Consider the following 21,954-nt stretch of genomic DNA (forward strand, 5'->3'; position numbering starts at 1 on the left):
TGGATGCTGGCTGCCACGAAGTGGGGCATCACAAAGGGAATCGCCGCCGGACGGGTTGCCCTGGGCGTCATGGCCGTTGCACTGATCGCGGGAATGGCTGGTTGCTCCTCCGGTCCGGATTACGTTGTCGGAGCCGCCGGACCCGGCGCTGCGAAGCGGGACGCCGGAGCGAGGAAGAAGATCCCTCAAGTCGCGCCCAAGAGCCCGTTCCGGCTCATCGGCGACGGCTCCACGGCCTTCACGGGAATCCAGCCGAAGCAACCCGTGGCACAGCGCCTGGCGCCCGGCCGGAAGCCGCCGCAGTTCGTGGTGTTCTCGTGGGACGGCGCCGGAGAGGACAGTCAGAAGTTGTTCTCGCACTTCCGTGAGGTGGGCAGGAAGTACCACGCGAACATGACGTACTTCCTCAGCGGCGTCTACCTGCTGCCCGAAGACAAACGCGAGCGCTACGACCCGCCGAAGCACAACGCCGGCAGCTCCGACATCGGCTTCAACGACACCGAGGGAATCCGGAACACCATCACCCAGGTGCGGGGTGCCTGGGAGGACGGCGACGAGATCGGCACCCATTTCAACGGCCACTTCTGCGGTCCCGAGGGAGGCGTCGGCACCTGGTCCGTCGATCAGTGGAAGAGCGAGATCGACCAGGCCAAGTCCTTTGTGAAGAGCTGGAAGACCAACGACCCCGGCCTCAAGGGTGAGAAGCCGCTTCCCTTCGACTACGACAAGGAACTCATCGGCGGCCGCACCCCTTGTCTGGAGGGGCAGAAAAACATGGTGGCCGCAGCGCGGACGATGGGGTTCCGATACGACTCCAGCGGCGTCAACAACCAGGTCTGGCCGAAGAAGAAGGACGGCATCTGGGACCTGTCGATGCAGCTCGTCCCGGTCCCCGGGCGTGAGTTCGAAACCCTCTCGATGGACTACAACTTCATGTTCAACCAGTCCGGTACGACACAGGGCGACCCGAGCCGGCACGCGTACTGGGGCAAGCAGATGCGTGACGGCTTGGTCCAGGCCTTCGACCGCGCGTACGACGGAAACCGCGCTCCGCTGATCATCGGCAATCACTTCGAGTCGTGGAACGGTGGCACGTACATGCGCGCCGTCGAGGAGACCATTGCGACGGTCTGCACCAAGAAGGCCGTCCGCTGCGTATCCTTCCGGCAGCTGGCCGACTGGCTGGACGCGCAGGACCCGGCAACGCTGGCGAAGCTCGGCACCCTTGACGTCGGGCAGGCCCCGGCGAAGGGCTGGGCGGAGTTCCTCGGCGAAGCCGGGAACACGGGGGCGGAATCCGGCAGGGAGTCGGATGTCGGCAGCGCGTCGGATATCGGCAACGCGTCGGGCGCCGGCGAGGCATCGGGCATCGGCGAGGCTCACGCGGAGTCCGGCGTGGATCGGACCAGCCGCTAGCTGGTTGAACGCACTCTCCGATCGCGCTCTCCTGTCGTGCCTGTCGACCGGGCACACCGACCGCGCTTGGTGAGCGGAGCCTTGGGCCGTGACGGCGGTTGCGCAAGGCGGGTGAGTTGCCCGCCGCGCGGTCGCGGCCGGCAGCTGAGGGCACAACGGCACCCCGGCGGGAAGAGCCATGCTCCCGGCCGGGGTGCCGGCCGGTCAGGCAGGCTGAGCGGCGCCGTCCTGCGCGAACCGTTCGTCGAGCACGAAGGCGGGGTCGACCTGGGCAGCCAGATCGGCACCCGTCTTCTCGTTGCCCCAGCTCTCCGCGTTCTTCAGATGGAAGTGCACCATCTGTCGCGTGTAGCGCTCCCAGTCCCGTCGCTCGTACGAATCCTCCGCCGCGTTCTGCAGCGCCTGCAGGGCCATCCGGTTGTCCGCCTCCAGCAGCTCGAAGCGGTCGGGCCTGCCCTTCTCCATCGCGCGAACCCAGTCGGAGTGCCCGACGCTGACCAGCAGGTCGTCTCCCACCTCGGCACGCAGGAAGTCCAGATCGTCCTGGCCCTGCACCTTGTTGCCGATGACCTTCAGTGCGACCCCGAAGTCCCGCGTGTACTCCTTGTACTGGCGGTAGACCGAGACACCCTTGCGGGTGGGCTCGGCGACCAGGAACGTCATGTCGAAGCGGGTGAACATCCCGGAAGCGAAGGAGTCCGAGCCCGCTGTCATGTCGACGACGACATAGTCGTCGGGGCCGTCGACGAGATGGTTGAGGCAGAGCTCGACCGCACCGACCTTGGAGTGGTAGCAGGCCACGCCCAGATCCGACTCGGTGAAGGGGCCGGTGGCCATCAGCCGGACCTCCCCGTCGTCGAGCCGGACCGTGCGGGCGCACGCGTCATAGATCGGGTTGTCCTCGCGAACCCTCAGCAGCCGCGAGCCGTCGCCGGGCGGAGTCGTCTTGATCATTGTCTCGGCGGAGGCGATGCGGGGGTTGCTGCCGCGCAGATACTCCTTGATCAGCGGTAGCTGGGCCCCCATGGCGGGCAGTGCCGCGGCCTCCTGGTCATCGAGGCCGAGTGCGGCCCCGAGGTGCTGGTTGATGTCGGCGTCCACCGCGACGACATGGGCTTCATTGGCGGCAAGGTGGCGGATGAAGAGCGAGGACAGCGTGGTCTTGCCGCTGCCGCCCTTCCCTACGAAAGCGATCTTCATGTTCACCTAGGGTAGCGGTGCAATTGCGGACCGCTGTCACACTTCGTGAAGATGGCCACTCCCGGGCGGTATCCGAGTGGGGGACGCGTAGCCTCCCTACTTATGAGTACGACTGCCTCTGACCCGCTTGCCACCCTGGGCGCTCTGCCGGGAGTCGCCGATGCGGTGGACTCCGTACGCAAGGCCGTCGACCGGGTCTACGGTCACCGCGTCATGCGGCGCCGCAGCAACGAGGTCACCGCGGAAGCAACCCTGCGCGGCGCCCGTGGCTCGGCGGCGCTGTCCGGTGCCGACTGGAACCTGGAGGAGGTGCGGCGGCGCACCGACTTCAGCGGTGACGACGAGGCGCAGGTGATCGGGGCGGCCCTGAGGCTGTCCGCCGAAGCAGGCCAACTCCTTTCCATCTGGCGGCAGTCGCCGTTGCGCGTCCTGGCGCGGCTGCATCTGGTTGCCGCCGGTGGCGCGGCACCCGAGGAAGCGGTCGGCCGGCCGCGGCTGGCGGGCGAACCCGTGGACGAACCGCTGATCGAAGCGCCGCTGCCGGACGCCGACGAAGTGGCCGGGAGGCTGGAGGGGCTCTCCGGGTTGATTCTCTCGGGCACTGCGGCGCCCGCGCTGGTGACGGCTGCGGTCGTGCACGGTGAACTGCTGGCCCTGCGTCCCTTCGGCTCGTACAACGGCCTCGTCGCTCGGGCCGCCGAGCGGATCGTGCTGATCGGGAGCGGGCTCGACCCCAAATCGATCTGCCCGGCCGAGGTGGGCCACGCCGAGCAGGGCCGCGCGGCGTACCTCGCGGCATTTGACGGCTATCTGTCGGGGACGCCGGCCGGGATGGCGGTCTGGATCGCGCACTGCGGGCGCGCCGTGGAGCTGGGCGTCAGGGAATCGACGGCAGTGTGCGAGGCGCTTCAGCGCGGCGCCGCCTAATGGGGCGACGGGAGGTTGGGCCGCCGCGACGGGGCGGGCCTGCGCCACATGGGTGATGTCGGCGTCGCTTCATCGCTGTGCCCCCGAAGCCCCGGCTCGGGTCTGTAACCCCACCGCTATAACTTCACCGAAGTAACTTCTCGGCCCCATAAAAGGGTTGCGGCGGTACCGCCCTCGGTACCGCCGCTGGCATGTCTACCCAGTTACCATGCGTCCTCGATATGTGCCCATCAGGTCGGGGACTTTGCCCGTTCCTGGTGCGGCTGGCCCGTAATCGACGGGTCGACGTCGCGTGGGTGCTCGGTTTTCATGCTCGGTCCGTGGGGCCTTCTCTGCGTTACGGGTAATCCTCTCGGATGTCCTTGGTCTCGCGGGCCGTTGAGTCCTTTGTACTCCAGCCCCGTGGCAAGCGGTAGTGCTGGCCGCACTTCTTTACTTTTAGGTTCAATTACGGGCGAGTCGGGCAATTGGCTCCGATGGGCGAACGGGGCCGATCGGCTGGGGTGTTCGTTGTTCGGGCGGCTGGGTGGAGCGGAGCGGGGAAGAATGGGCGGAGGATGCGTTCGGAGCGTTGCCCGGCCCGTGCTTCAGACGGAGGGGGCGGCGGGCCGACGGCGGGAGGTGTACCAGACGAGTCCCGCTGTGACGGCCGCCGCGCCCACGGCTGCCGCCGCGACCAGGGCGGGGCGCGGTGGCAGCGAGAACGAGGGCAGCCGTTGCTTGAGCCGGACCGGCCGATCGAAGACGAGAATCGGCCACTCGCGGAGGGTCGCTTCGCGCCGCAACGCACGGTCCGGATTCACCGCGTGCGGGTGCCCGACCGACTCCAGCATCGGCACATCGGTCGCGGAATCGCTGTAGGCGTAGCAGCGCGACAGGTCGTATCCCTCCGATACCGCGAGGGCCTTGATCGCCTCGGCCTTCGTCGGCCCGTACGCGTAGTACTCCACTTCACCGGTGAAGCAGCCGTCGTCGCCGACGACCATTCGAGTGGCGACGACTCGGTCGGCGCCGAGCAGCTCGCCGATCGGTTCGACGACCTCGGCGCCCGAGGTCGAGACGATCACCACGTCGCGTCCGGCGGTGTGGTGTTCCTCGATGAGCGTCGCCGCTTCGTCGTAGATGATCGGGTCGATCAGATCGTGCAGGGTCTCGGCGACGATTTCCTTCACCTGTCGGACGTTCCAGCCCTTGCAGAGCGCGGAGAGGTATTCCCGCATCCGCTCCATCTGGTCGTGATCTGCGCCCCCGGCAAGGAACACGAACTGTGCGTACGCAGTGCGCAGTACAGCGCGGCGGTTGATCAGCCCGCCTTGGTAGAAGGACTTGCTGAAGGTCAGCGTCGAAGACTTCGCAATGACCGTCTTGTCCAGGTCGAAGAAGGCTGCTGTGCGCGGCAAGAAGCGGTTTTCCACAAGGCAGAGCATAGGGGGCCACCATTCGGCGTAAACTCTGGCGCGTGGGTTTGCCTGAGAAGGCTCTCGGGTACACCATGGAAGTCACGGATCGTTCGCGACCGTGCTAACCCGGTCCGGCTCCTCCCCCCCCGAGTCGGCCGTGGGGACGACCCCCGCTCTCCCCCCCGGCGGGGGTCGTCGCATGTCCGGACGCGTTTCTGCTGTTCGGAATCAAGCATTCTGCTTCCATTTCGGCCGTGACGGCCCACTTCTCGGTCCGCTCTCGCCATCGTGAACCGTCACGATGCGTAGCGGAAGGGGTGCTCTCCGGAAGTCGCCGGTATGGGCGACGGAGATATTCACAACGACGGAGTTGTCCACAGTTTTCGAGCAAGATCCACACGATTTCCCGAAGCGCTGCACGGTGATTCCAGCCGCGAAGTCCGCGGGTCGTGGAATCGCCGGTCTCGGAACGCTCCGAGATCATCGCGAACCGCGATGAAGGTGCAGTGAGAAGGGGGGCGGAGATCGTGGCTGATTCCATCGCACGGGACCGTCTGCCGATCGCCGAAGTGCGACGGGGCGGACCGCTGATCGTGACCGAGGACGTGGAACTCCTCGACGATCTGCTGAGGCTGTGTGCGGCCGCCGGAGCTGAACCGGAAGTTCATCACTCGCTGCCCGAACGCAGGGGCGGTTGGGAGCAGGCGCCGATCGTTCTCGTGGGGGACGATGCCGCCCAGCGGTGCCGCGGAGCGGTGCGCAGGCGCGGCGTGATGCTGGTCGGTCGGGAACAGGACGTCCCGGATGTCTGGCGTCGCGCCGTGGAGATCGGGGCCGAGTATGTGCTCAGGCTGCCCGATTCGGAAGGCTGGCTCGTCGACCAGATCGCCAACGCGGCGGAAGGTGTGGGCCGGCCGGCGCTCACCGTCGGGGTGATCGGCGGCCGGGGCGGCTCCGGCGCGTCCACACTGGCCTGCGCCCTCGCGGTGACCGCAGCCAGGGCCGGTCGGCGGGCCATGCTGATCGACGGTGACCCGCTCGGCGGGGGCATCGATGTGCTGCTGGGCGGGGAACGGGCCGAAGGAATGAGGTGGCCGGATTTCGCCCATTCCAAAGGGCGAGTCGGCGGACGCGCGCTGGAGGAGTCGCTGCCCTCACTGCACGGGTTGCGGGTGCTCAGCTGGGGCCGCGACGACTGGGTGGTCATCCCGCCCCGGGCCATGCAGGCCGTGCTGGCTGCCGCGCGCAGGCTCGGCGGAGTGGTGGTCGTCGACCTGCCGCGCAGGGTGGACGAGTCGGTGGCCGAGGCTCTCTCGCAGCTGGACCTCGGGCTTCTGGTGGTCCCAGGGGAGCTTCGTGCGGTCGCGGCGGCGAAACGGGTGGCGTCGATGGCCGGGATGGTCCTGAACGACCTTCGGGTGGTGGTCCGCGGCCCGTACGCGGCGGGCCTAGACGAGCGGTGGGTGGCGCAGGCACTCGGCTTGCCGCTCGCCGGTGAACTCCCGGTCGACGGCGGGCTGCTGGCGGCCCAGGACGACGGCGCGCCGCCCGGCGGACGTGCGCGTGACCCGCTGGCCAGATTCTGTACCGCGTTCTGGGAGCAAGTCCTCGTCCCGGAGGGTGCGGGGGGACGTGCCGGAGGAGGTGCGTCATGACCGAGACGCTGCTCGACGCCGTACGGCAGCGGCTGGCGCAGAGCGGCGCCGCCCCGACCCCGGCCGGGGTCGCGGCCGCGTTGCGGGCCCAGGGACGACTGCTCGGCGATGCCGAAGTGCTGGGTGCGGCCGATGAGTTGCGCGGCGAACTGGTCGGCAGCGGGGCGCTGGAGCCGCTGCTCGCCGATCCGGCGGTGACGGATGTGCTGGTTTCCGCACCGGACCGGGTATGGGTGGACCGGGGCGGCGGGCTCGAACTCACCGGGGTGACCTTCCCGGACGTCGCAGCGGTGCGCAGATTGGCGCAACGGCTGGCGGCCGTGGCGGGCCGGCGGCTGGATGACGCCCGGCCCTGGGTGGACGCACGGCTGCCGGACGGCACCCGTATGCATGCCGTGCTGCCGCCGGTGTCCGTCGGCTCGACGTGTCTGTCGCTGCGGGTGGTGCGGCCCAGGGCCTTCTCGCTGACGGAGCTGGTCGCGGCGGGGACTGTGCCGCCGGGTGGTGACCGCGTGCTCAGGGCGCTGGTGGAGGCCCGGGTCTCGTATCTGATCAGTGGGGGGACGGGGGCCGGCAAGACGACCCTCCTGTCGAGTCTGCTGGGTGCCGTCGGGGAGCGCGAGCGAATCGTGCTCGCCGAGGACTCCGCGGAGTTGCGGCCGGATCATCCGCACGTGGTGAGCCTGGAGTCGCGCCCCGCCAACCAGGAGGGAGCGGGGCAGGTGACGCTTCGCGACCTGGTGCGGCAGGCGTTGCGCATGCGGCCCGACCGGCTGGTGGTCGGAGAGGTCAGGGGCGCTGAGGTCACCGAGCTGCTGGCCGCCCTGAACACGGGCCACGAGGGCGGCTGCGGGACGGTTCACGCGAATGCCGCCGAACACGTCCCGGCCCGCCTTGAGGCATTGGGCACTGCGGCGGGGCTGGACCGGACGGCGCTTCACAGTCAGTTGGCGGCGGCGCTGTCGGTGGTGGTCCATCTCGTAAGGGACCGGGCCGGACAGCGGCGGATCGCCGAGGTGCAGGTCCTGGAGCGTGATGCGGCCGGGCTGGTGGTGACCGCACCGGCGCTGCGCTGGGGCGCCGACGGATTCGTGCCGGAGCGGGGTTGGGACCGGCTGCGGTCGCTGATCGGGGGTGCGCTGTGAGCGGTGGTACGACGACGGTGCTGTCGCAGAGCGCGAGTTGCGCGGCGGGCCTGTCCTTCGTGGTGGCGGCCTGGCTGGTGGTGGCCCAGGACCAGGGGCGACGGAGGGCCCGGGTGCTGTTCGTCGACGGGGTGGTCGAGTCCCCGTTGCGTGCGCGCTGGGAGCGGATTCGGACAGAGCTCCGTCGACGGTTGCGCCGACGACGGGAGTGGCTCTGCCTGCCGGTGGCGCTGGCCATCGCCGTATTGGGAAGGTCCGTGCTGCCGGTGCTGGCGGGGGTGGTGGCGGTGCCGTTGATGGGGCGGTGGCTGCGCAGACGGGCCCTGACACAGGAGCGGGAACGCAGGGCCGCTGGGGTGGCGTCGCTGTGCGGGGCCGTCGTGGGCGAGCTGCGGGCCGGACACGAGCCGGGGCAGGCGTTGCTCGTAGCTGTCCGCGGGACCGGGGTGATGGGGGCGGCGGAGGCCGGTGTGTCGGCTGCGGCGCGGTTCGGTGGCGATGTGCCGACGGCACTCGGACAGGCGGCGCGGGAGCCGGGTCTGGACGGGCTCGCCGGGGTGGCGGCCTGCTGGCGGGTGGCGGTGGACGGCGGGGCCGGGCTCGCCGCAGGCCTGGACCGACTGGAGGGCGCACTGCGCGCCGAGCGGCGCAGACGGGAGGAGTTGCGGGCCCAACTGGCGGGCGCCTGGTCGACGGTGGCCGTGCTGGCGCTGCTGCCGGTGCTGGGCCTGGGGCTGGGGGCGGCACTCGGGGCCGATCCGTTGACGGTGCTGCTGCACACACCGGCCGGGCTCGTCTGTCTGGTGGTGGGCGGGGTGCTGGAGGCGGCCGGGCTCTGGTGGGCCGGCCGGATCGTACGGGCGGGGGAGACGGAGTGAACGCGGCCACTGGAGATGCCGCCCACCGGGCGGCGGCACTGTGGGCGGTCCTGGGCGGGGTCGCGTACTTGGCCCTTGCCCTCGCAGGACGGCGGCGGAGGCGGACGGTACGGCGTCGGGGCGCGGTACTGCTGTCGACCGGCCCGGAGCGGCGGCGACGGGTGTGGACGGTGCCCGGGGCACGGGCGAAGGAATGGATCACGGCGCTGGGTGTCGCGGTGGTGGGCGTGGTCCTGATCGGTGGCCTGCCGGGGTGCGTGATCGGGTTGGCAGGGGCGTTCGGCGCCTGGCGGTGGCAGCGGACCCGGCGTAGCCGTGAACCGGAGGCAGGGGCAGCGGAGGCGGCGGAGTTCGTACGTCAACTCCCGCTGGCGGCAGATCTCTTGGCGGCGTGTATCTCTGCCGGGGCCGGACCCCGGGAGGCGGCGGAGGCGGTGGGGGAGTCGCTGGGCGGGCCGGTCGGCGTGCGCTTGGCGCGCACGGCGGCGGAGATCCGGCTCGGTGGTGAACCTGCGGTGGCCTGGGGGAGGTTCGGGGACATACCGGGCGCTGGTGCGCTGTCCCGTTGCCTGGACCGGGCGGGATCGACCGGGGCCCCGGCGGCGGAACCGGTGGCGCGGCTGGCCGAGGCGATGCGGGCCGAGCGGGCGAGTGCGGCCGTGGCGCGTGCCCAGCGGGCCGGCGTGCTGATCACCGCACCGGTCGGACTCTGCTTTCTGCCCGCGTTCCTGGCGGTCGGGGTGGCGCCGGTGGTGATCGGTCTGGCGACCGGTCTGCTTCGCGCCGACTGAAAGAAAACTATCAGTAAATACCTATTCCATATGAATTATGGATTTTCGCGGGGGTTGAAATGGTGCAGCGAATCAGGGGCTGGGTGCGGAGCCTGTCCGGCCGATTCCGGTCGGACAACGGAATGACGACATCTGAATATGCGGTGGGGACGATCGTTATCTCTAGTCCTGTACACATCTCTGGCACGTGAGTGCTGAGTGTCTTCAGCCATGTCTCTGAAAGGTATCTACCAGGTGTCTGGAACGTCTGTTACGTCTAATGGCATAGCCCGTCCCTACGCGGCGGAGCGTGCGGTCGACCCCACGACGGAAGCGGTCCGGTGGGTGGTGGTCTCGGCCGACTATGAGTTGCACGTGGAGGCTTGTGCCTACCTGGCGTCTCTGCGAAGGGTGGACCGTTCGGTCAACACGGAGCGGGTCTATGCGGGCCGGGTCGCGCTGTACTTGTCGTACTGCGTGACGCACGGGATTGATTGGAAGAAGCCGGGCCTGCCCACGCTGGCCCGGCTTCTGTACTGGCTGGTGGAGGAGCCGACGCCTGCGAAGGGGCAGAAGCCCGGCGTGGAACCGCGGTTCCGCTCGAAGGTGACCGCGAACCAGATCATGACCACCCTCTGCGGGTTTCTTCAGTTCTGCGGCCAGCAGGGCTGGGTGTCGTCGGAGACTGTCGGCCAGCTCTCTGAGCAGAAGTACTTGGGCTACATGGCGCCTGGCTACGACGCGGGCGAGGACGGCCAGTTCCGGACGGTCAGAGCCAAGGCGATCAAGTTCTCCGTGGCCGTCGAGGGCTACGAGTGGCTGAATGCCGAGCAGTTTGCACAGCTGGTCGGGTTGACGACTCGGGCCCGTGACCGGTTCCTGGTCGTGTTGCTGGGTGGCACGGGCATGCGCATCGGTGAGGCTCTGGGCTTGCGCCGGGAGGACATGCACTTTCTGTCGAACTCCTCGGCGCTGAACTGCCAGGTGGCTGGCCCACACGTGCATGTGCGGCGTCGGAGGAACGCCAATGGCGCTTTGGCCAAGGCTCGCGTTTCCCGGTGGATTCCGGTGACGACCGAGCTCGTGACGGCTTACTCCGAGTACGTTCACGAGCGGGACATGGTGGCCGAGGCGGCTGACTCCGACATGGTGTTCGTCAACCTGTTCCGGCCGCCGCTGGGCAAAGCGATGACTTACCACAACGCCAAGGACCTTTTTGACCGCCTCGCGGCGAAGGCTGGGTTTCCGGCCCGGCCGCACATGCTGCGACACACGGCGGCCACCACCTGGATCCGCTCGGACACGCCGCGGGATGTGGTGCAGAACCTGCTGGGCCACGTCTCGCCGTCTTCAATGGAGCCGTACATCCATGCCACGGATACGGACAAGCGCGAAGCCGTGGAACGGGTGGCGGCGACCCGCAGGAGCCAGGCATGACCGGGAACCTTGCGGTTGTTCTCCCCATCGGTGAGGAGAAAGGAATCGATCTCGGGCCGTGGGCCGAATGGCTTCGGGGTCAGCTGGCGGAGGACTGGCGGCCGGGCGAGTGGAACAGTGAAAGCTGGCTGTTCACAGGGGATTTCGAGAATCCGAACACGACCTCCTGGCAATGCCTCACTGAGGCATGCGGCGCGATCGAGAAAGTTCGCTATCGCCGCTGCAAGACGTGCGACAGGGCTTTCCAGATCAGCGGAATGAGTGCGGACGACTTTCATAAGACGTTCGTCCCGGAGGTCAACCGTCGCTACACCGAGGTTGATCTGTGTGTGGTGGAGCGGGACGGGAGGCGGTGTGCTCGCGAGCGGTCCGTGTGGGGGCTCTGCCGAAGCCACTCGACTCGGTGGGTGGCGGCCAGCCGGACGAACAAGGCGCTGTTCGCCGGCCCGCTCGAAGAGTGGATACGGGACGTGGCTCAGCCCTTCGAAGGATGGGCGCGATGCCTGGTCAAGGGCTGCGAATTGGAGGGATGGCCCGGGGAGGGGCTGTGTCGTATCCACACCAGGAGATGGAAGATCCACCGAGGGGCGAACGAAACTGTTGATCTTGCTAGTTGGGTGGATCATGAGCCGCCCTACCTGGCCGGTCACCAGTTCTCGTTGGCACCGCTGGGGCAGGTAGGGCGGCTGGAGGTGCTTTTTATGCTCCAGCAGCGGGAGGCCAGGAATCAGAAGATCGAGCCGTCAGCCGTTCGCGCAGTGGTCCAGCGGCTCGCGGGTATTGAGAGCGTCTTGACTACGGACCGTCAACGCATCGATGCGACGGGGTGGAAGGCGACCAACAGCGCGGCTCACCTGCGGGAACTCGTCTGGTCTGTCGAGCGGGGCCACGAGCGGTTTCTCGGCATTGATCCCACCGACAAACTCGTCTGGGACATGACAGCTGTCGGTCATCAGTCGTTCTACCGCAAGGCTGGACCTCCCGGCGTCCGGTCGACCAAGGTCGACTTCTCCGCCATCAAGCAGTTGTGGCTTCGCGAGGTGGCGATGGAATGGGCCCGCTCGACGCGGCCCAACAGCAAACGGTTCCGCCACCATGTGTCGGCTTGCCTGATCGCGGCCAAGGCCCTGGGGAGGCAGCCGGGCGGTGGAATGGACCCGGCCGCCCTGCGGTTCGGCGACATGACCGCGGTGGTCGAGGACTTCCGCGTACTGACCGACGACGAAGGGGAACCTCGCACCAACAAGTACCGCCGAGATCTGCTTGCCGGACTGTTCACCGTGCTGGACTTCGGCCGCAGCGCGGGCATCCTGACGACCCTTTCGGGCAGCTTCGGCCGACACAAGTCGCACCGAATCGTGGTGGATGAGTCGAACGAGGACGAGATCGGCAAGGCCGTTCCGGAGTCGGTGATCCGGCAGCTCGACGCCCATATGAGCCTCATGGGCCAAGGCATCTCCTACGGCCAGTGGGCCAGCGAGGAGGACGTGAAGACCATGTTCCAGACGGTCTACCAGGTCCTGCGCGACACCGGCCGCCGGCCGCGGGAGGTGCTGAGCCTGCGGCGTAACTGCCTGGAGTTCACCGGCAGTGACTGCTTGCTGATCTGGAACAACTACAAGGGCAAACGGCTGCGGAGACGGCTGCCGATCACCATGGAGACGGCACAGATCATCCAGGAGTGGGACGAGCGCCGGGGCAAACTGAAATTCGCACCGCCCCGCAGCGACGCGTTCCTCTTTCCCGCCATCAGCGACATCAGCCGCGACCCGCATTTGGGCACGGGCAATTGCGCACGGGCCATGCGCAAGTGGGTTACTGAGATCCCGGAGATCCACTCGGAGGGCACCGGCCAGGACGGGAACCCGATCCCGTTCGAACGGGAGAAGATCTACGCCTACGCCTTCCGACACTCCTACGCTCAGCGGCACGCGGACGGCGGAGTGGCCATTGACGTGCTCAAAGAGCTAATGGATCACCGAAGTGCCGATACCACGGCCCGGTACTACAAAGTGTCCCTGAAGCGGAAGCAGGAGGCCGTGAAGAAGATGCGGCTGCATGTCGTGGACCGGCACGGAAACCCGGCGCCGATGGCGTCGAACCGGGCCTACGAGCTGCGGTCGGTGGCGGTGCCGTTCGGCGGCTGCACTGAGCCGTCCAACGTCAAGGCTGGCGGGCAAGCCTGCCCGATCCGCTTCCAGTGTGCTGGCTGCGGCTTCTACCGTCCGGACCCGTCCTACCTGGCCGCGATCGAGGACCAGATTCGGGACCTGAAGGCAGACAAGGAGACCGCCGTGGCCATGGACGCGGCCGAGTACGTCATCCGCAACCTCCAGGACCAGATCGACTCCTTCAAGAAGGTTGCCGTGACCATGCGCGAGCAGATAGAGAAGCTGCCCGCCGACGAACGAGAGGCTCTGATGGAGTCGGTGAAGATCTTGAGGAAGACTCGGGCGGCGGTCGGCCGGGCCATGCTGCCGCTGACGGTGATCAACCGCCAGGAGTTCCAGGCGTGACGGCCAAACGGAGCCCGGGCGAGGTGCTGACGGACGCCCGCCGCAAGGACAGCCGCGAGAAGCGAGCGAAGGTGCTGGCCGTGGTCGAGGAGATGATCGCCCACGGCGATGCGGTCACCTTCGCCTCCGTCGCCAAGACCGCAGGGGTCTCGAACTGGCTTGTCTATGCCGAAGGAGTGCGGGAGCACATCGAGACCGCCCGGAAGCAACAGGCCGGGAAGGGAGGTCGGGACCGCCAGGAAGGGTTGTCGCCGAGTGCGGCGAGCCTGCGAACGGATCTGGAACTGTCCCGGCAGGAGGTCGCCGCCCTGCGGGGCGAGCGGGACCGGCTCAAGGCCGCACTTCAGCGGCAGCTGGGTCAGCAACTCGATCAGATCGGCTCCGCCGACCTGATCGCACGGGTGGAGGAGCTGACACGGCAGAACGAGGGACTGACCTCGGAACGGGACGACTTGCGGCTGGAGAAGTCCGAGCTGGAAGCCCGGGTAGAGGAGCTGGAAGACGACCTTGCCGCCGCCCGCAGCAGCTTGCGGCGGATGATCCGGGCTGAGAACAGCGGCCCGGCCCCGGCCTGAGCCCGGCATCCGTACAAGATTCTGTACCAGAAGGCCGTAAGCCGTCTGACGCTCACCCGTACTTCCCCCTCGATGAGGTGAGGAAAGTACGGGCGAACGTGCTCAGGTCGCGATACCGAGTTCGGTGCGGGTGCGCGGGATGAACTCGCGGACGGTTGGCGCGCGCCCCCAGGGGGCCGAGGGTGGTAGTGAAGTCATGGACGTAGTCCTCCGGGAGTCCCGGCGCGGTGGTCGGGACTCCCGGGGTGCTTCGGGGCGTGGGTGCGCGGGCGACCGGACAGCTGGTTGGGCGGGACAAGGCCATCGCCAGTTCGTGTTTTCAGGGCCAGATCGCTGAGATCCCCGAGGCGGAGGTGGCATCCGCCTGGGGTGAGACGGACGGCGACGTGCAGCAGCCGACAGCGGAGTTTCTTGGGTTCGGCGCGACTTTTGCGTGCCATGATGACCAGGTCAAGTGCCTTTATTTTAAGGGGTTGTGGTGCCAGGAATGCCCGCCGGAGCGGAACTGAAAGTGGCTGTCGATGACTTGGGGGAGCCAGGTGCCGAACCGCCCCTGATCGCGCTGCGTGACTGGCTGGTCTCTGAGGATGCTCTGCGCGGCCGGGTGCGGCTCCAACGACAGCCTCCCCTCCCTGGCCACATGGGTTCCACCATGGAGCTGCTGACGGTGACTCTCGGCTCCGGCGGCATCCTGGCCGTGCTCATCCAATCGGTGTGCACCTGGCTCACCTCTCGCGGCACCGACATCAAAATCACGATCAGTGCTGAGGACGGGCGTCGGATCGAGGTGGACGTTCAGCGCGCAGCCGATCCCCAGGCGCTCCTGCGGGAGGTCGCGGAACAGTTTCCGGCGCCAGGTTCACAGTCCCGGTGACTGGCACACGCTTCCCAGAGCGTGCGACAAGCCGGGCGGTACTCATCGGTACTGGTACGTTCCACGACCCTGATTTGCCTGATATTCCTGCCGTGAAGGCGAACCTGGACGCATTGCGGCGAACCCTCACTCATCCGGTTCATGGTGTGTTCGCGCCCGAACACTGCGTGGTGGTGGCCGACCCGACGGACCAGGCCACCGTCGGTGCGGCGCTGTCCCGAGCGGTTCGTGAGTGCGAGGACCTGCTGCTGGTCTACTACTGCGGGCACGGCCTGCTCGACGAAGCCGGGCTGCTGCACTTTGCCCTCACCGGAACCGACAGCCAGAACGTCAGTTGGTCCGCCATCCACCTCGATCTGGTGAAACGGATGGTCGGCGGGGCCCGCGCCAAGGCCCGGGTGCTCGTGCTGGATTGCTGCTTTGCCGGCAGGGCGATCTCCGCTATGGCCGGACTAAGGGGACTGGCCCTGGGACAGTTGAACCTGACTGGTACCTACACGCTGACCTCCACTACAGCCACCGCCCCCTCCCATGCCCCGCCCGGCGCTGCCCATACGGCGTTCACCGGGGCGATGCTCCAAGCCCTGACAATTCCTGGTCCACTCACCCTCGACGAGGTGCACCGCCACGTCGACGAAGAGCTAGACGGGCTCGGCCTCCCGCGTCCGCAGCGGCGCTCCGTCGGAGCCGTCGGCGAGCTCTCACTGGTCCGAGGGCCGGCCAGAGAGCCGGAGGCACCATCCACGGCTGGCACGCAGGCATCGACTGACGCAGATAATGACGCGACAAAAGATCCAGCCTCACTCCGCCGCAGATGGGCATGGAGAACGATCCCAGCCATAGCAGTGCTATCCGCCACGGTGCTGTTGGGAAATCTACTATGGGGCGACTCGAATGCTAGTTCAAGCCTTTTCAGCAACAATAATGTACGGGTCGGGATGGAGGGGAATAGGGATAACTCCCTCTTCTTGAGTCCCGCGTGGGGAAATTTCTCGGCCTTCAGCCTGGACGCGGTAGGTGGGGTGCTGAAAGAGGCGCATATCGAATCGAAAACGATCCCCGTCGCTGTCCAGAGTGACGAGCAGATTACTTCTTTACAGAAACGTGAAGTCGACCTAAATGCGGCTCTCGCTATGACGGTTAACCGAATGGAGGAGGTTGACTTCGTCGGACCTATCGCTTCCGATACACTGGGTGTATTGACCCGTGAAAGTGCGACGGATATCCAGGCGATGGCCGACCTCGACGACAAGTACGTCTGCACGCAGAAGGGTTCAATGGCGCAAGAGATCATTAAGAGCGAAGCGTCCAGTCGAATCCACATGCGGGTAGAGCAGGGCTTCCAGTCCTGCATCGAAGGGCTGAAGGAAAGGAAAGTTGATGCGGTCGTTGGAGAGACTCTGCCACTCTCATCATTGGAGTTAGGGAACGTTGGTCTCAAGGTTGTCCCGAACCTCACCATCGGTGGACCCAGCCAATATGGCATCGCCCTTCCCAAGGGGAACGGTAAGGTTTGCACACGCCTTCGTGACGCCCTGGTGAAGTACGTTGGCAGTGGTAATTGGCTAGAAGCATTTCGGAACCGCCTGCCCAAAGCGGGCCGGAATGGGAAAGAACTCCAGCCCACTGCGGACGAAATCGAGAATTTGTCCTGCCGCGGTTGAGTCAATTCGTCCATACTTCCCTCTTTCGAGGAGGGGAAAGCGCATTGCGACGTGCTCAGGCGGCAGTATGGAGCGAGTTGAGGCTACCGGCGAGGCCCGGAGCCGAGCGGGCGAGAACGAGAGGCTCGCAGCGAGGGGCCCGGATCCCAGCGGTCGGGGGCAAGAACGGAGCGAGGTTGGAGCACCTTGAGATGGAGTGAGCCTGGCCAGTATCAAGAGGTTCAGCTGGGCATGTCCCTCACGTGACTTAGATCGGTCGTGACATCTGATCTGCGTGTTCGCTTGACACCCCTAGATAACGATCGCGGCTTGTGCGTTCGCGGCGGTGCTCTACAAGGTGGTCACCAGCCAGCCGGTCATGTCCGCGCTGCAGTCGCTGCTCAAGGACGCGCTCGATGCGAAGTTCTAGGAAAGGTTCCGGGGCGTGCGGCGGGGGCCGCGGCTGTGTCGCGGGCGAGGCCGGGGACCGGGGTGCGGTGACGGCGGAGGCGGCCATCGCGGTTCCGGTGCTGGCGGTGTTCGCTCTTGCGCTGGTCTGGGCTCTGATGGCTGCCTCCGCCCAGATCCGGTGCGTGGACGCGGCCAGAGCCGGGGCGAGGGCGGCGGCCCGCTCGGAACCGGAGGCGCAGGCGCTGGCAGTCACCCGTTCGGCGGCACCCGACGGGGCTGAAGTAGTGATGGAACGAGCCGGGGAACTGTGGCGGGTACGGGTGTCGGCGCCGATGCCCGGACTCGGCCCACTGGCCCTGACACTGCATGCGGACGCGGCTGCGCTCGCCGAGGACACGGTGGGGGCGACGACACCGTGACGCGGAAGGGAGAAGGCATTCGGAAGACCGTCAGCGGGTGGCTGCACAAACAAGGGAGGCGCGGTCACGACCGGGGGCGGGCCCCGGACCGGGACAGAGGACTGGCGACGGTGTGGGTGGCGATGACCACGGCGACGTTGTGCGCGGTTTTCGCCGTCGTGCTGGCGCTCGGGCAGGTGGTGGTCGCCCGGCACCGGGCCGGTGGAGCGGCGGACCTGGCAGCCCTGGCAGCGGCCGATCGTGCCCTGCAAGGGCCTGAGGTGGCATGCGGGGCGGCAGAGGAGGTGGCCGAGGCGCAAGGGGCGGCGGTGGTGCTGTGCACGGTGCGCGGTGAGATCGCCGATGTGACGGCCGGCGTTCGCTTCGGGCCGTACGAGCCGACGGTCAGATCCCGGGCCGGCCCTCCGGTGGCCACTCACGACTCTCCGGAGCCGCCGCCTCCGGTGGTTCCGGAGGACTCGGTTCCGCAGAAACGGGCCGACCCGACTCCTTAGACGGTTCCGGAGGGTTCGGCGGCTCCCCGAGGTCCGGCGGAGCGGATCGGAGGAGTTCGCCGAGCAGGCGCACGGCGCCGCGTTTGTGCAACGGATCGTTGCCGTTGCCGCACTTGGGGGACTGGATGCAGGACGGGCAGCCTGCCTCGCATTCGCAGGACGCGATGGCCTGGCGGGTCGCCGTCAGCCACGTACGGGCGGTGTGGAAGGCCCGCTCGGCGAAGCCGGCGCCGCCCGGATGGCCGTCGTACACGAAGACCGTGGGCAGCAGGGTGTCCGGGTGCAGCGGTACGGAGACACCACCGATGTCCCATCGGTCGCAGGTGGCGAAGAGCGGCAGCATCCCGATCGACGCGTGCTCCGCGGCATGCAGGGCGCCGCCCAGGATCTCCGGGTTGACACGGGCGGCGTCGAGCTGGTCCTGGGTGACCGTCCACCACACGGCGCGCGTGCGCAGAGTGCGAGGGGGCAGATCCAGTTTGGTCTCGCCGAGAACCTCGCCGGTGATCAGTTTGCGACGTAGGAAGGAGACGACCTGGTTGGTGACCTCCACGGAGCCGTAACAGAGCCGCCCGTCGCCCCACGGGACCTCCGTGTCGGTCTCCAGCACGGCGATGGCGGTGGTGTCGCGGGCGGTTGTCGAGTACGGCGGGTCGGCTTCCTCGACCAGGGCCACGGAGTCCTCCAGATCCAGCTTCCGGACCAGATAGGTGCGGCCCTGGTGGAGATGGACGGCGCCTTCGTGAACGGCGGTGTGTGCGGCCGATTCGTCCACGGTGCCCAGCAGCCGACCGGTGCCTTCCTCGACGATCTGGACGGGGCGGCCGCCCTCGCCCCGGATGTCGGTGAGATCGGCGGCGCGCTCGCGGCGGGTCCAGTGCCAGCCCGATGCCCGTTTGCGCAGCAGCTTCGCGGCCTCCAGCTGTGGCAGCAGTTCGGCCGTGGCCGGGCCGAAGAGCTCCAGATCGGGCTCGGTGAGCGGGAGCTCCGCAGCGGCGGCGCACAGGTGCGGGGCGAGGACGTACGGGTTGTCCGGGTCGAGCACCGTCGACTCCACGGGCTGCTGGAACAGCGCCTCGGGGTGGTGGACGAGGAAGGTGTCCAGCGGGTCGTCGCGAGCCACCAGGACGGCCAGGGCGCCCTGGCCGGAGCGACCGGCGCGGCCCGCCTGCTGCCACAGCGATGCCCTGGTGCCGGGATAGCCCGCGATGACGACGGCGTCCAGGCCGGAGACGTCGACGCCGAGTTCGAGGGCGGTGGTGGCGGCCAGACCGAGCAGTCGGCCGGAGTGCAGGGCGCGCTCCAGGGCGCGGCGTTCCTCGGGGAGGTAGCCCCCGCGGTAGGCCGCGACCCGGGCAGGAAGGGAGCGGTCCACCTCGGCGAGGCGTTCCTTGGCGATGACGGAGATCAGCTCGGCGCCACGCCGGGAGCGCACGAAGGCGACCGAGCGGACGCCTTGGACGGTCAGGTCGGTGAGGAGGTCGGCGGTCTCGGCGGTGGCGGTACGGCGGACGGGCGCGCCCTTCTCGCCGTGCAGTTCGGTCAGGGGAGGCTCCCACAGGGCGAAGACCATCTCGCCGCGGGGCGAGGCGTCGTCGGCGACCTCCTGGACCGGGAGACCGGTGAGGCGGCCCGCCGCGACGGAGGGCTCCGCCGCCGTGGCCGAGGCGAGGAGGAAGACCGGATTCGATCCGTAGCGAGCGCACAGGCGGCGAAGGCGCCGCACCACCTGGGCGACATGGGAGCCGAAGACACCCCGGTAGGTGTGGCACTCGTCGATGACGACGAAGCGCAGGGCGCGCAGGAAGGAGGACCAGCGCGGGTGGGACGGGAGTATTCCGCGGTGCAGCATGTCGGGGTTGGTCAGGACGTAATTGGCGTACTGGCGCACCCACTCGCGTTCCTCGACCGGGGTGTCGCCGTCGTAGACCGCGGGCCTGACGGCGTTGCCGAGGGGGGCGGCGAGTTCCTTCACCGCCCGCCTCTGATCGGCGGCCAGGGCCTTGGTGGGGGCGAGGTACAGGGCGGTCGCGCCCCGGCCGTTCGGGGCCTCGGAGCCGTCGAGCAGGGCGGTGAGGACCGGGGCGAGGTAGGCGAGCGACTTGCCGGACGCCGTGCCAGTGGCGATGATCACGGATTCGCCGTCCAGGGCGTGCTCGGCGGCGGCGGCCTGATGCGCCCAGGGGTGGTCGATTCCCGCCTTCTGGATCGCGGCGATCACTTCTGGCCGGATGCGATCGGGCCAGATGGCATGGGTTCCCGTACGCGGGGGCAAGTGCTCCGTATGAGTGATGCGCGCGGACCGGCCCGCCGCTGCGGCGAGCCGGTCGAGGACCATGGCGGGAGAGGGGCGGGAGTCCCTGTTCTCGGCTGGTCGACTGGGGCGGTGATTCTTGGCCATCGGCACCGAGTGTGTCACCGGCGTGACGGACAATGGTCCCAAGGCGTCGTGCATGGCTGCTGGTAAGTGATTGAATGCCATCGCGGCTGGCGATCCGTCCCCCGGCTCCGCCGGGGAGACCGAGGGGCGACCGCTCGATAGCAAGGTGCTGGAGGATCCGTGGACCTGTCCTTGTCGACTCGCAATGTGTCCGGCCCTGGTGGCGACCGTACGGTCGTCGAGGTCGGTGGCGAGATTGATGTGTATACCGCGCCCAAGCTGCGCGAGCAGTTGGTCGAGTTGGTGAATGACGGCAGCTACCACCTGGTTGTCGACATGGAAGGCGTCGACTTTCTCGACTCCACCGGCCTCGGCGTGCTCGTGGGCGGCCTGAAGCGTGTCCGGGCCCATGAGGGCTCGCTGCGCCTGGTCTGCAACCAGGAGCGCATTCTCAAGATCTTTCGGATCACCGGTCTGACCAAGGTGTTCCCGATTCACACCACGGTCGACGAGGCGGTCGCGGCCACCGACTGACGTCCGGTCCGTGGCCGGTCCGCTCGTCGGATCGGCCGAAGACCGGTCCGATGACCGACCGGAGTACCGGCCGCTGTCGCAGGCGACCGGGGTATCGCGGGCGGTCCTGGCGGCCGATTGGATCGCAGGCAGCCAGGCAGCCAGGCAGCCAGGCAGCCAGGCAGCCGGACGGTCGGCCAGTCACCTCGGGCCGATCGAACGATTGTCCGGATAGCCGGTAAGCGGTCGGCGTTCGGTCGTTCGGCGGTCTGTCCGCGGTTGGGCAGCCGAGGGCCCGTCGGGAAGGTCGTAGGTCGGTCGCTTGCCGGTTGTGCGGGGCCGCTGCGAGTGGGCTGACCGCCGGACGGCAGCTGTATGTCGGCGGGTCGTTTGCGCGGCGGTCGACGGCCGGCTCGGTCGGCCGACGGGCTCGTCGGTTCCGGAAGATGATCCGGAGTGAGACCGGAAGAAGGCCGGAAGCAGGCCGGAAGACCGAATGAAGAGCGGGAAAAGACCGGAAGAAGAGCCGGGGGCCGGGCAGCGTGCCCGGGTCCCTGGGGTGCACGCCCGAACGTCTGAAGGGGATCGCATGGCCACCGTTGAACTCCGCTTCAGTGCCCAGCCCGAACACGTCAGGACGGCCCGCCTCGTGGCAGCCGCCGTGGCGCGCCGGGCGGGTGTCGATGAAGCCGTGCTCGACGAGGTCAGACTCGCCGTCGGTGAAGCCTGCAGCCGCGCCGTCGGGCTGCACCGTAGTCACGGCATCACCGCTCCCGTCTCCGTCGTGCTGACCGAGGGGGAGAAGTCCTTCTCCATCGAGGTCGGCGACGAGGTGCCCGGACCGGGCGCCGAGCCCGCTTCCGGTGGGCCCGCCGGAGCCTCCGCGGCACGTGGCGCCACGCCCGGCGTGGGACTAGATGAGCCGGAACCTGAGGCCGACGCCCATGGCGAGGACGAGATGGGTCTCGCGGTCATCAGCGGCCTCGTCGATGATGTGGAAGTCAGATCGGGAGTCAAGGGTGGAGTGATCCGCATGAGCTGGCCGAAGACACCCGTGACCGTGCTTCCCTGAGGCGCCGTGGGCAGGCGTCACAGGCGGGCACGTCTGTGACGATCCCGCCGAATGCCTTCTCTGATCAATTCCTTGATCCGCCTTTCGAGGCCCTGCTGAGCAGGGCCTCTTTTCATTTCCGTCCGATCAATGATCTACGGAAAATGTGCCTGCCCCATTACTGTATTCGGGTCGATCTGCGACCGCGATCATTTGCCGATCCGCCCGCGAAGGTCAATTACATTTACCG

At 67.9% G+C, this 21,954-nt stretch carries 18 protein-coding genes and 1 pseudogene; 16 read left to right on the forward strand and 3 right to left on the reverse strand.

Going from position 1 to position 21,954, the window contains the following annotated elements; genetic code table 11:
- Positions 1-3 precede the first annotated feature (3 nt).
- Positions 4-1,416, forward strand: a complete 1,413-nt coding sequence (locus ACZ68L_RS26220; RefSeq protein WP_469580957.1) for a polysaccharide deacetylase family protein — start codon at positions 4-6, stop codon at positions 1,414-1,416.
- Positions 1,417-1,620: 204 nt separating this feature from the next.
- Here ACZ68L_RS26220 and ACZ68L_RS26225 read toward each other — a convergent pair whose 3' ends face one another.
- Entirely contained in the window at positions 1,621-2,616 is a 996-nt protein-coding gene (locus ACZ68L_RS26225) for an ATP-binding protein (protein WP_469580959.1), read from the reverse strand.
- Between the two features lie 102 nt (positions 2,617-2,718).
- On the opposite strand from ACZ68L_RS26225, the gene ACZ68L_RS26230 reads away from it, so the two are divergent.
- A complete protein-coding gene (locus ACZ68L_RS26230) occupies positions 2,719-3,543 on the forward strand; it encodes a Fic family protein (protein WP_469580962.1) in 825 nt (274 codons plus the stop codon).
- A 587-nt stretch (positions 3,544-4,130) separates the two neighbouring features.
- On the opposite strand, the gene ACZ68L_RS26235 is transcribed toward ACZ68L_RS26230, so the two are convergent.
- Positions 4,131-4,970 carry an HAD family hydrolase gene (locus tag ACZ68L_RS26235; RefSeq protein WP_469580964.1) on the reverse strand — a complete coding sequence of 280 codons (840 nt, stop codon included), beginning with the start codon at positions 4,968-4,970 and terminating at the stop codon, positions 4,131-4,133.
- A 566-nt stretch (positions 4,971-5,536) separates the two neighbouring features.
- Between ACZ68L_RS26235 and ssd the strand changes: the two genes are divergently transcribed.
- The 12 genes and pseudogenes from ssd (at position 5,537) to ACZ68L_RS26295 (ending at position 17,760) form a co-directional block, all read left to right on the forward strand.
- Entirely contained in the window at positions 5,537-6,598 is a 1,062-nt protein-coding gene (ssd, locus tag ACZ68L_RS26240) for a septum site-determining protein Ssd (protein ID WP_469581263.1), read from the forward strand.
- Positions 6,595-7,743: a TadA family conjugal transfer-associated ATPase gene (locus ACZ68L_RS26245; RefSeq protein ID WP_469580967.1), complete on the forward strand. Its 1,149-nt coding sequence runs from the start codon at positions 6,595-6,597 to the stop codon at positions 7,741-7,743. The genes ssd and ACZ68L_RS26245 overlap by 4 nt, the downstream gene beginning before the upstream one ends.
- Complete coding sequence (locus ACZ68L_RS26250; RefSeq protein WP_469580970.1) at positions 7,740-8,621, forward strand: type II secretion system F family protein; 882 nt, start codon at positions 7,740-7,742, stop codon at positions 8,619-8,621. The genes ACZ68L_RS26245 and ACZ68L_RS26250 overlap by 4 nt, the downstream gene beginning before the upstream one ends.
- Positions 8,618-9,412: a type II secretion system F family protein gene (locus tag ACZ68L_RS26255; protein ID WP_469580973.1), complete on the forward strand. Its 795-nt coding sequence runs from the start codon at positions 8,618-8,620 to the stop codon at positions 9,410-9,412. The genes ACZ68L_RS26250 and ACZ68L_RS26255 overlap by 4 nt, the downstream gene beginning before the upstream one ends.
- Before the next feature lie 210 nt (positions 9,413-9,622).
- Positions 9,623-10,828 (forward strand): tyrosine-type recombinase/integrase, encoded by a 1,206-nt coding sequence (locus tag ACZ68L_RS26260; protein ID WP_469580976.1) that lies wholly within the window; start codon positions 9,623-9,625, stop codon positions 10,826-10,828.
- A complete protein-coding gene (locus ACZ68L_RS26265) occupies positions 10,825-13,344 on the forward strand; it encodes a tyrosine-type recombinase/integrase (RefSeq protein ID WP_469580978.1) in 2,520 nt (839 codons plus the stop codon). The genes ACZ68L_RS26260 and ACZ68L_RS26265 overlap by 4 nt, the downstream gene beginning before the upstream one ends.
- Positions 13,341-13,919, forward strand: coding sequence for a DUF6262 family protein (locus ACZ68L_RS26270; RefSeq protein WP_469580981.1), 579 nt, complete (start codon positions 13,341-13,343; stop codon positions 13,917-13,919). Before ACZ68L_RS26265 ends, ACZ68L_RS26270 begins: the two co-directional genes overlap by 4 nt.
- A gap of 487 nt (positions 13,920-14,406) precedes the next feature.
- Complete coding sequence (locus ACZ68L_RS26275) at positions 14,407-14,793, forward strand: effector-associated constant component EACC1 (protein WP_469580984.1); 387 nt, start codon at positions 14,407-14,409, stop codon at positions 14,791-14,793.
- Positions 14,790-16,457 (forward strand): caspase, EACC1-associated type, encoded by a 1,668-nt coding sequence (locus tag ACZ68L_RS26280; protein ID WP_469580987.1) that lies wholly within the window; start codon positions 14,790-14,792, stop codon positions 16,455-16,457. The genes ACZ68L_RS26275 and ACZ68L_RS26280 overlap by 4 nt, the downstream gene beginning before the upstream one ends.
- A gap of 298 nt (positions 16,458-16,755) precedes the next feature.
- Positions 16,756-16,866 (forward strand): annotated as a pseudogene (locus ACZ68L_RS26285) (DUF4244 domain-containing protein); the annotation flags it as partial.
- Positions 16,853-17,266 carry a TadE family type IV pilus minor pilin gene (locus tag ACZ68L_RS26290; RefSeq protein WP_469580989.1) on the forward strand — a complete coding sequence of 138 codons (414 nt, stop codon included), beginning with the start codon at positions 16,853-16,855 and terminating at the stop codon, positions 17,264-17,266. The pseudogene ACZ68L_RS26285 and the gene ACZ68L_RS26290, both read left to right, overlap by 14 nt.
- A gap of 122 nt (positions 17,267-17,388) precedes the next feature.
- On the forward strand, positions 17,389-17,760 hold the full coding sequence (locus ACZ68L_RS26295; RefSeq protein ID WP_469580992.1) for an Rv3654c family TadE-like protein: 372 nt from the start codon (positions 17,389-17,391) through the stop codon (positions 17,758-17,760).
- On the opposite strand, the gene ACZ68L_RS26300 is transcribed toward ACZ68L_RS26295, so the two are convergent.
- Positions 17,651-20,242 (reverse strand): DEAD/DEAH box helicase, encoded by a 2,592-nt coding sequence (locus ACZ68L_RS26300; RefSeq protein WP_469580995.1) that lies wholly within the window; start codon positions 20,240-20,242, stop codon positions 17,651-17,653. The genes ACZ68L_RS26295 and ACZ68L_RS26300 overlap by 110 nt on opposite strands.
- Positions 20,243-20,320: 78 nt before the next feature.
- Between ACZ68L_RS26300 and ACZ68L_RS26305 the strand changes: the two genes are divergently transcribed.
- A complete protein-coding gene (locus ACZ68L_RS26305) occupies positions 20,321-20,674 on the forward strand; it encodes an STAS domain-containing protein (protein WP_003967428.1) in 354 nt (117 codons plus the stop codon).
- 568 nt (positions 20,675-21,242) lie between these two features.
- Positions 21,243-21,725, forward strand: a complete 483-nt coding sequence (locus ACZ68L_RS26310; RefSeq protein ID WP_469580998.1) for an ATP-binding protein — start codon at positions 21,243-21,245, stop codon at positions 21,723-21,725.
- Positions 21,726-21,954 lie beyond the last annotated feature (229 nt).

Source organism: Streptomyces sp. NPDC104309 (assembly GCF_055584025.1).

Excerpts from the sequence above, each read along its gene's own strand:
- ACZ68L_RS26220 (WP_469580957.1), top strand. The coding sequence starts at position 4 with ATGCTGGCTGCCACGAAGTGGGGCATCACAAAGGGAATCGCCGCCGGA.
- ACZ68L_RS26225 (WP_469580959.1), bottom strand. The coding sequence starts at position 2,616 with ATGAAGATCGCTTTCGTAGGGAAGGGCGGCAGCGGCAAGACCACGCTG.
- ACZ68L_RS26230 (WP_469580962.1), top strand. The coding sequence starts at position 2,719 with ATGAGTACGACTGCCTCTGACCCGCTTGCCACCCTGGGCGCTCTGCCG.
- ACZ68L_RS26235 (WP_469580964.1), bottom strand. The coding sequence starts at position 4,970 with ATGCTCTGCCTTGTGGAAAACCGCTTCTTGCCGCGCACAGCAGCCTTC.
- ACZ68L_RS26245 (WP_469580967.1), top strand. The coding sequence starts at position 6,595 with ATGACCGAGACGCTGCTCGACGCCGTACGGCAGCGGCTGGCGCAGAGC.
- ACZ68L_RS26260 (WP_469580976.1), top strand. The coding sequence starts at position 9,623 with ATGTCTCTGAAAGGTATCTACCAGGTGTCTGGAACGTCTGTTACGTCT.
- ACZ68L_RS26265 (WP_469580978.1), top strand. The coding sequence starts at position 10,825 with ATGACCGGGAACCTTGCGGTTGTTCTCCCCATCGGTGAGGAGAAAGGA.
- ACZ68L_RS26275 (WP_469580984.1), top strand. The coding sequence starts at position 14,407 with ATGCCCGCCGGAGCGGAACTGAAAGTGGCTGTCGATGACTTGGGGGAG.
- ACZ68L_RS26290 (WP_469580989.1), top strand. The coding sequence starts at position 16,853 with ATGCGAAGTTCTAGGAAAGGTTCCGGGGCGTGCGGCGGGGGCCGCGGC.
- ACZ68L_RS26295 (WP_469580992.1), top strand. The coding sequence starts at position 17,389 with ATGACCACGGCGACGTTGTGCGCGGTTTTCGCCGTCGTGCTGGCGCTC.
- ACZ68L_RS26300 (WP_469580995.1), bottom strand. The coding sequence starts at position 20,242 with ATGGCATTCAATCACTTACCAGCAGCCATGCACGACGCCTTGGGACCA.
- ACZ68L_RS26310 (WP_469580998.1), top strand. The coding sequence starts at position 21,243 with ATGGCCACCGTTGAACTCCGCTTCAGTGCCCAGCCCGAACACGTCAGG.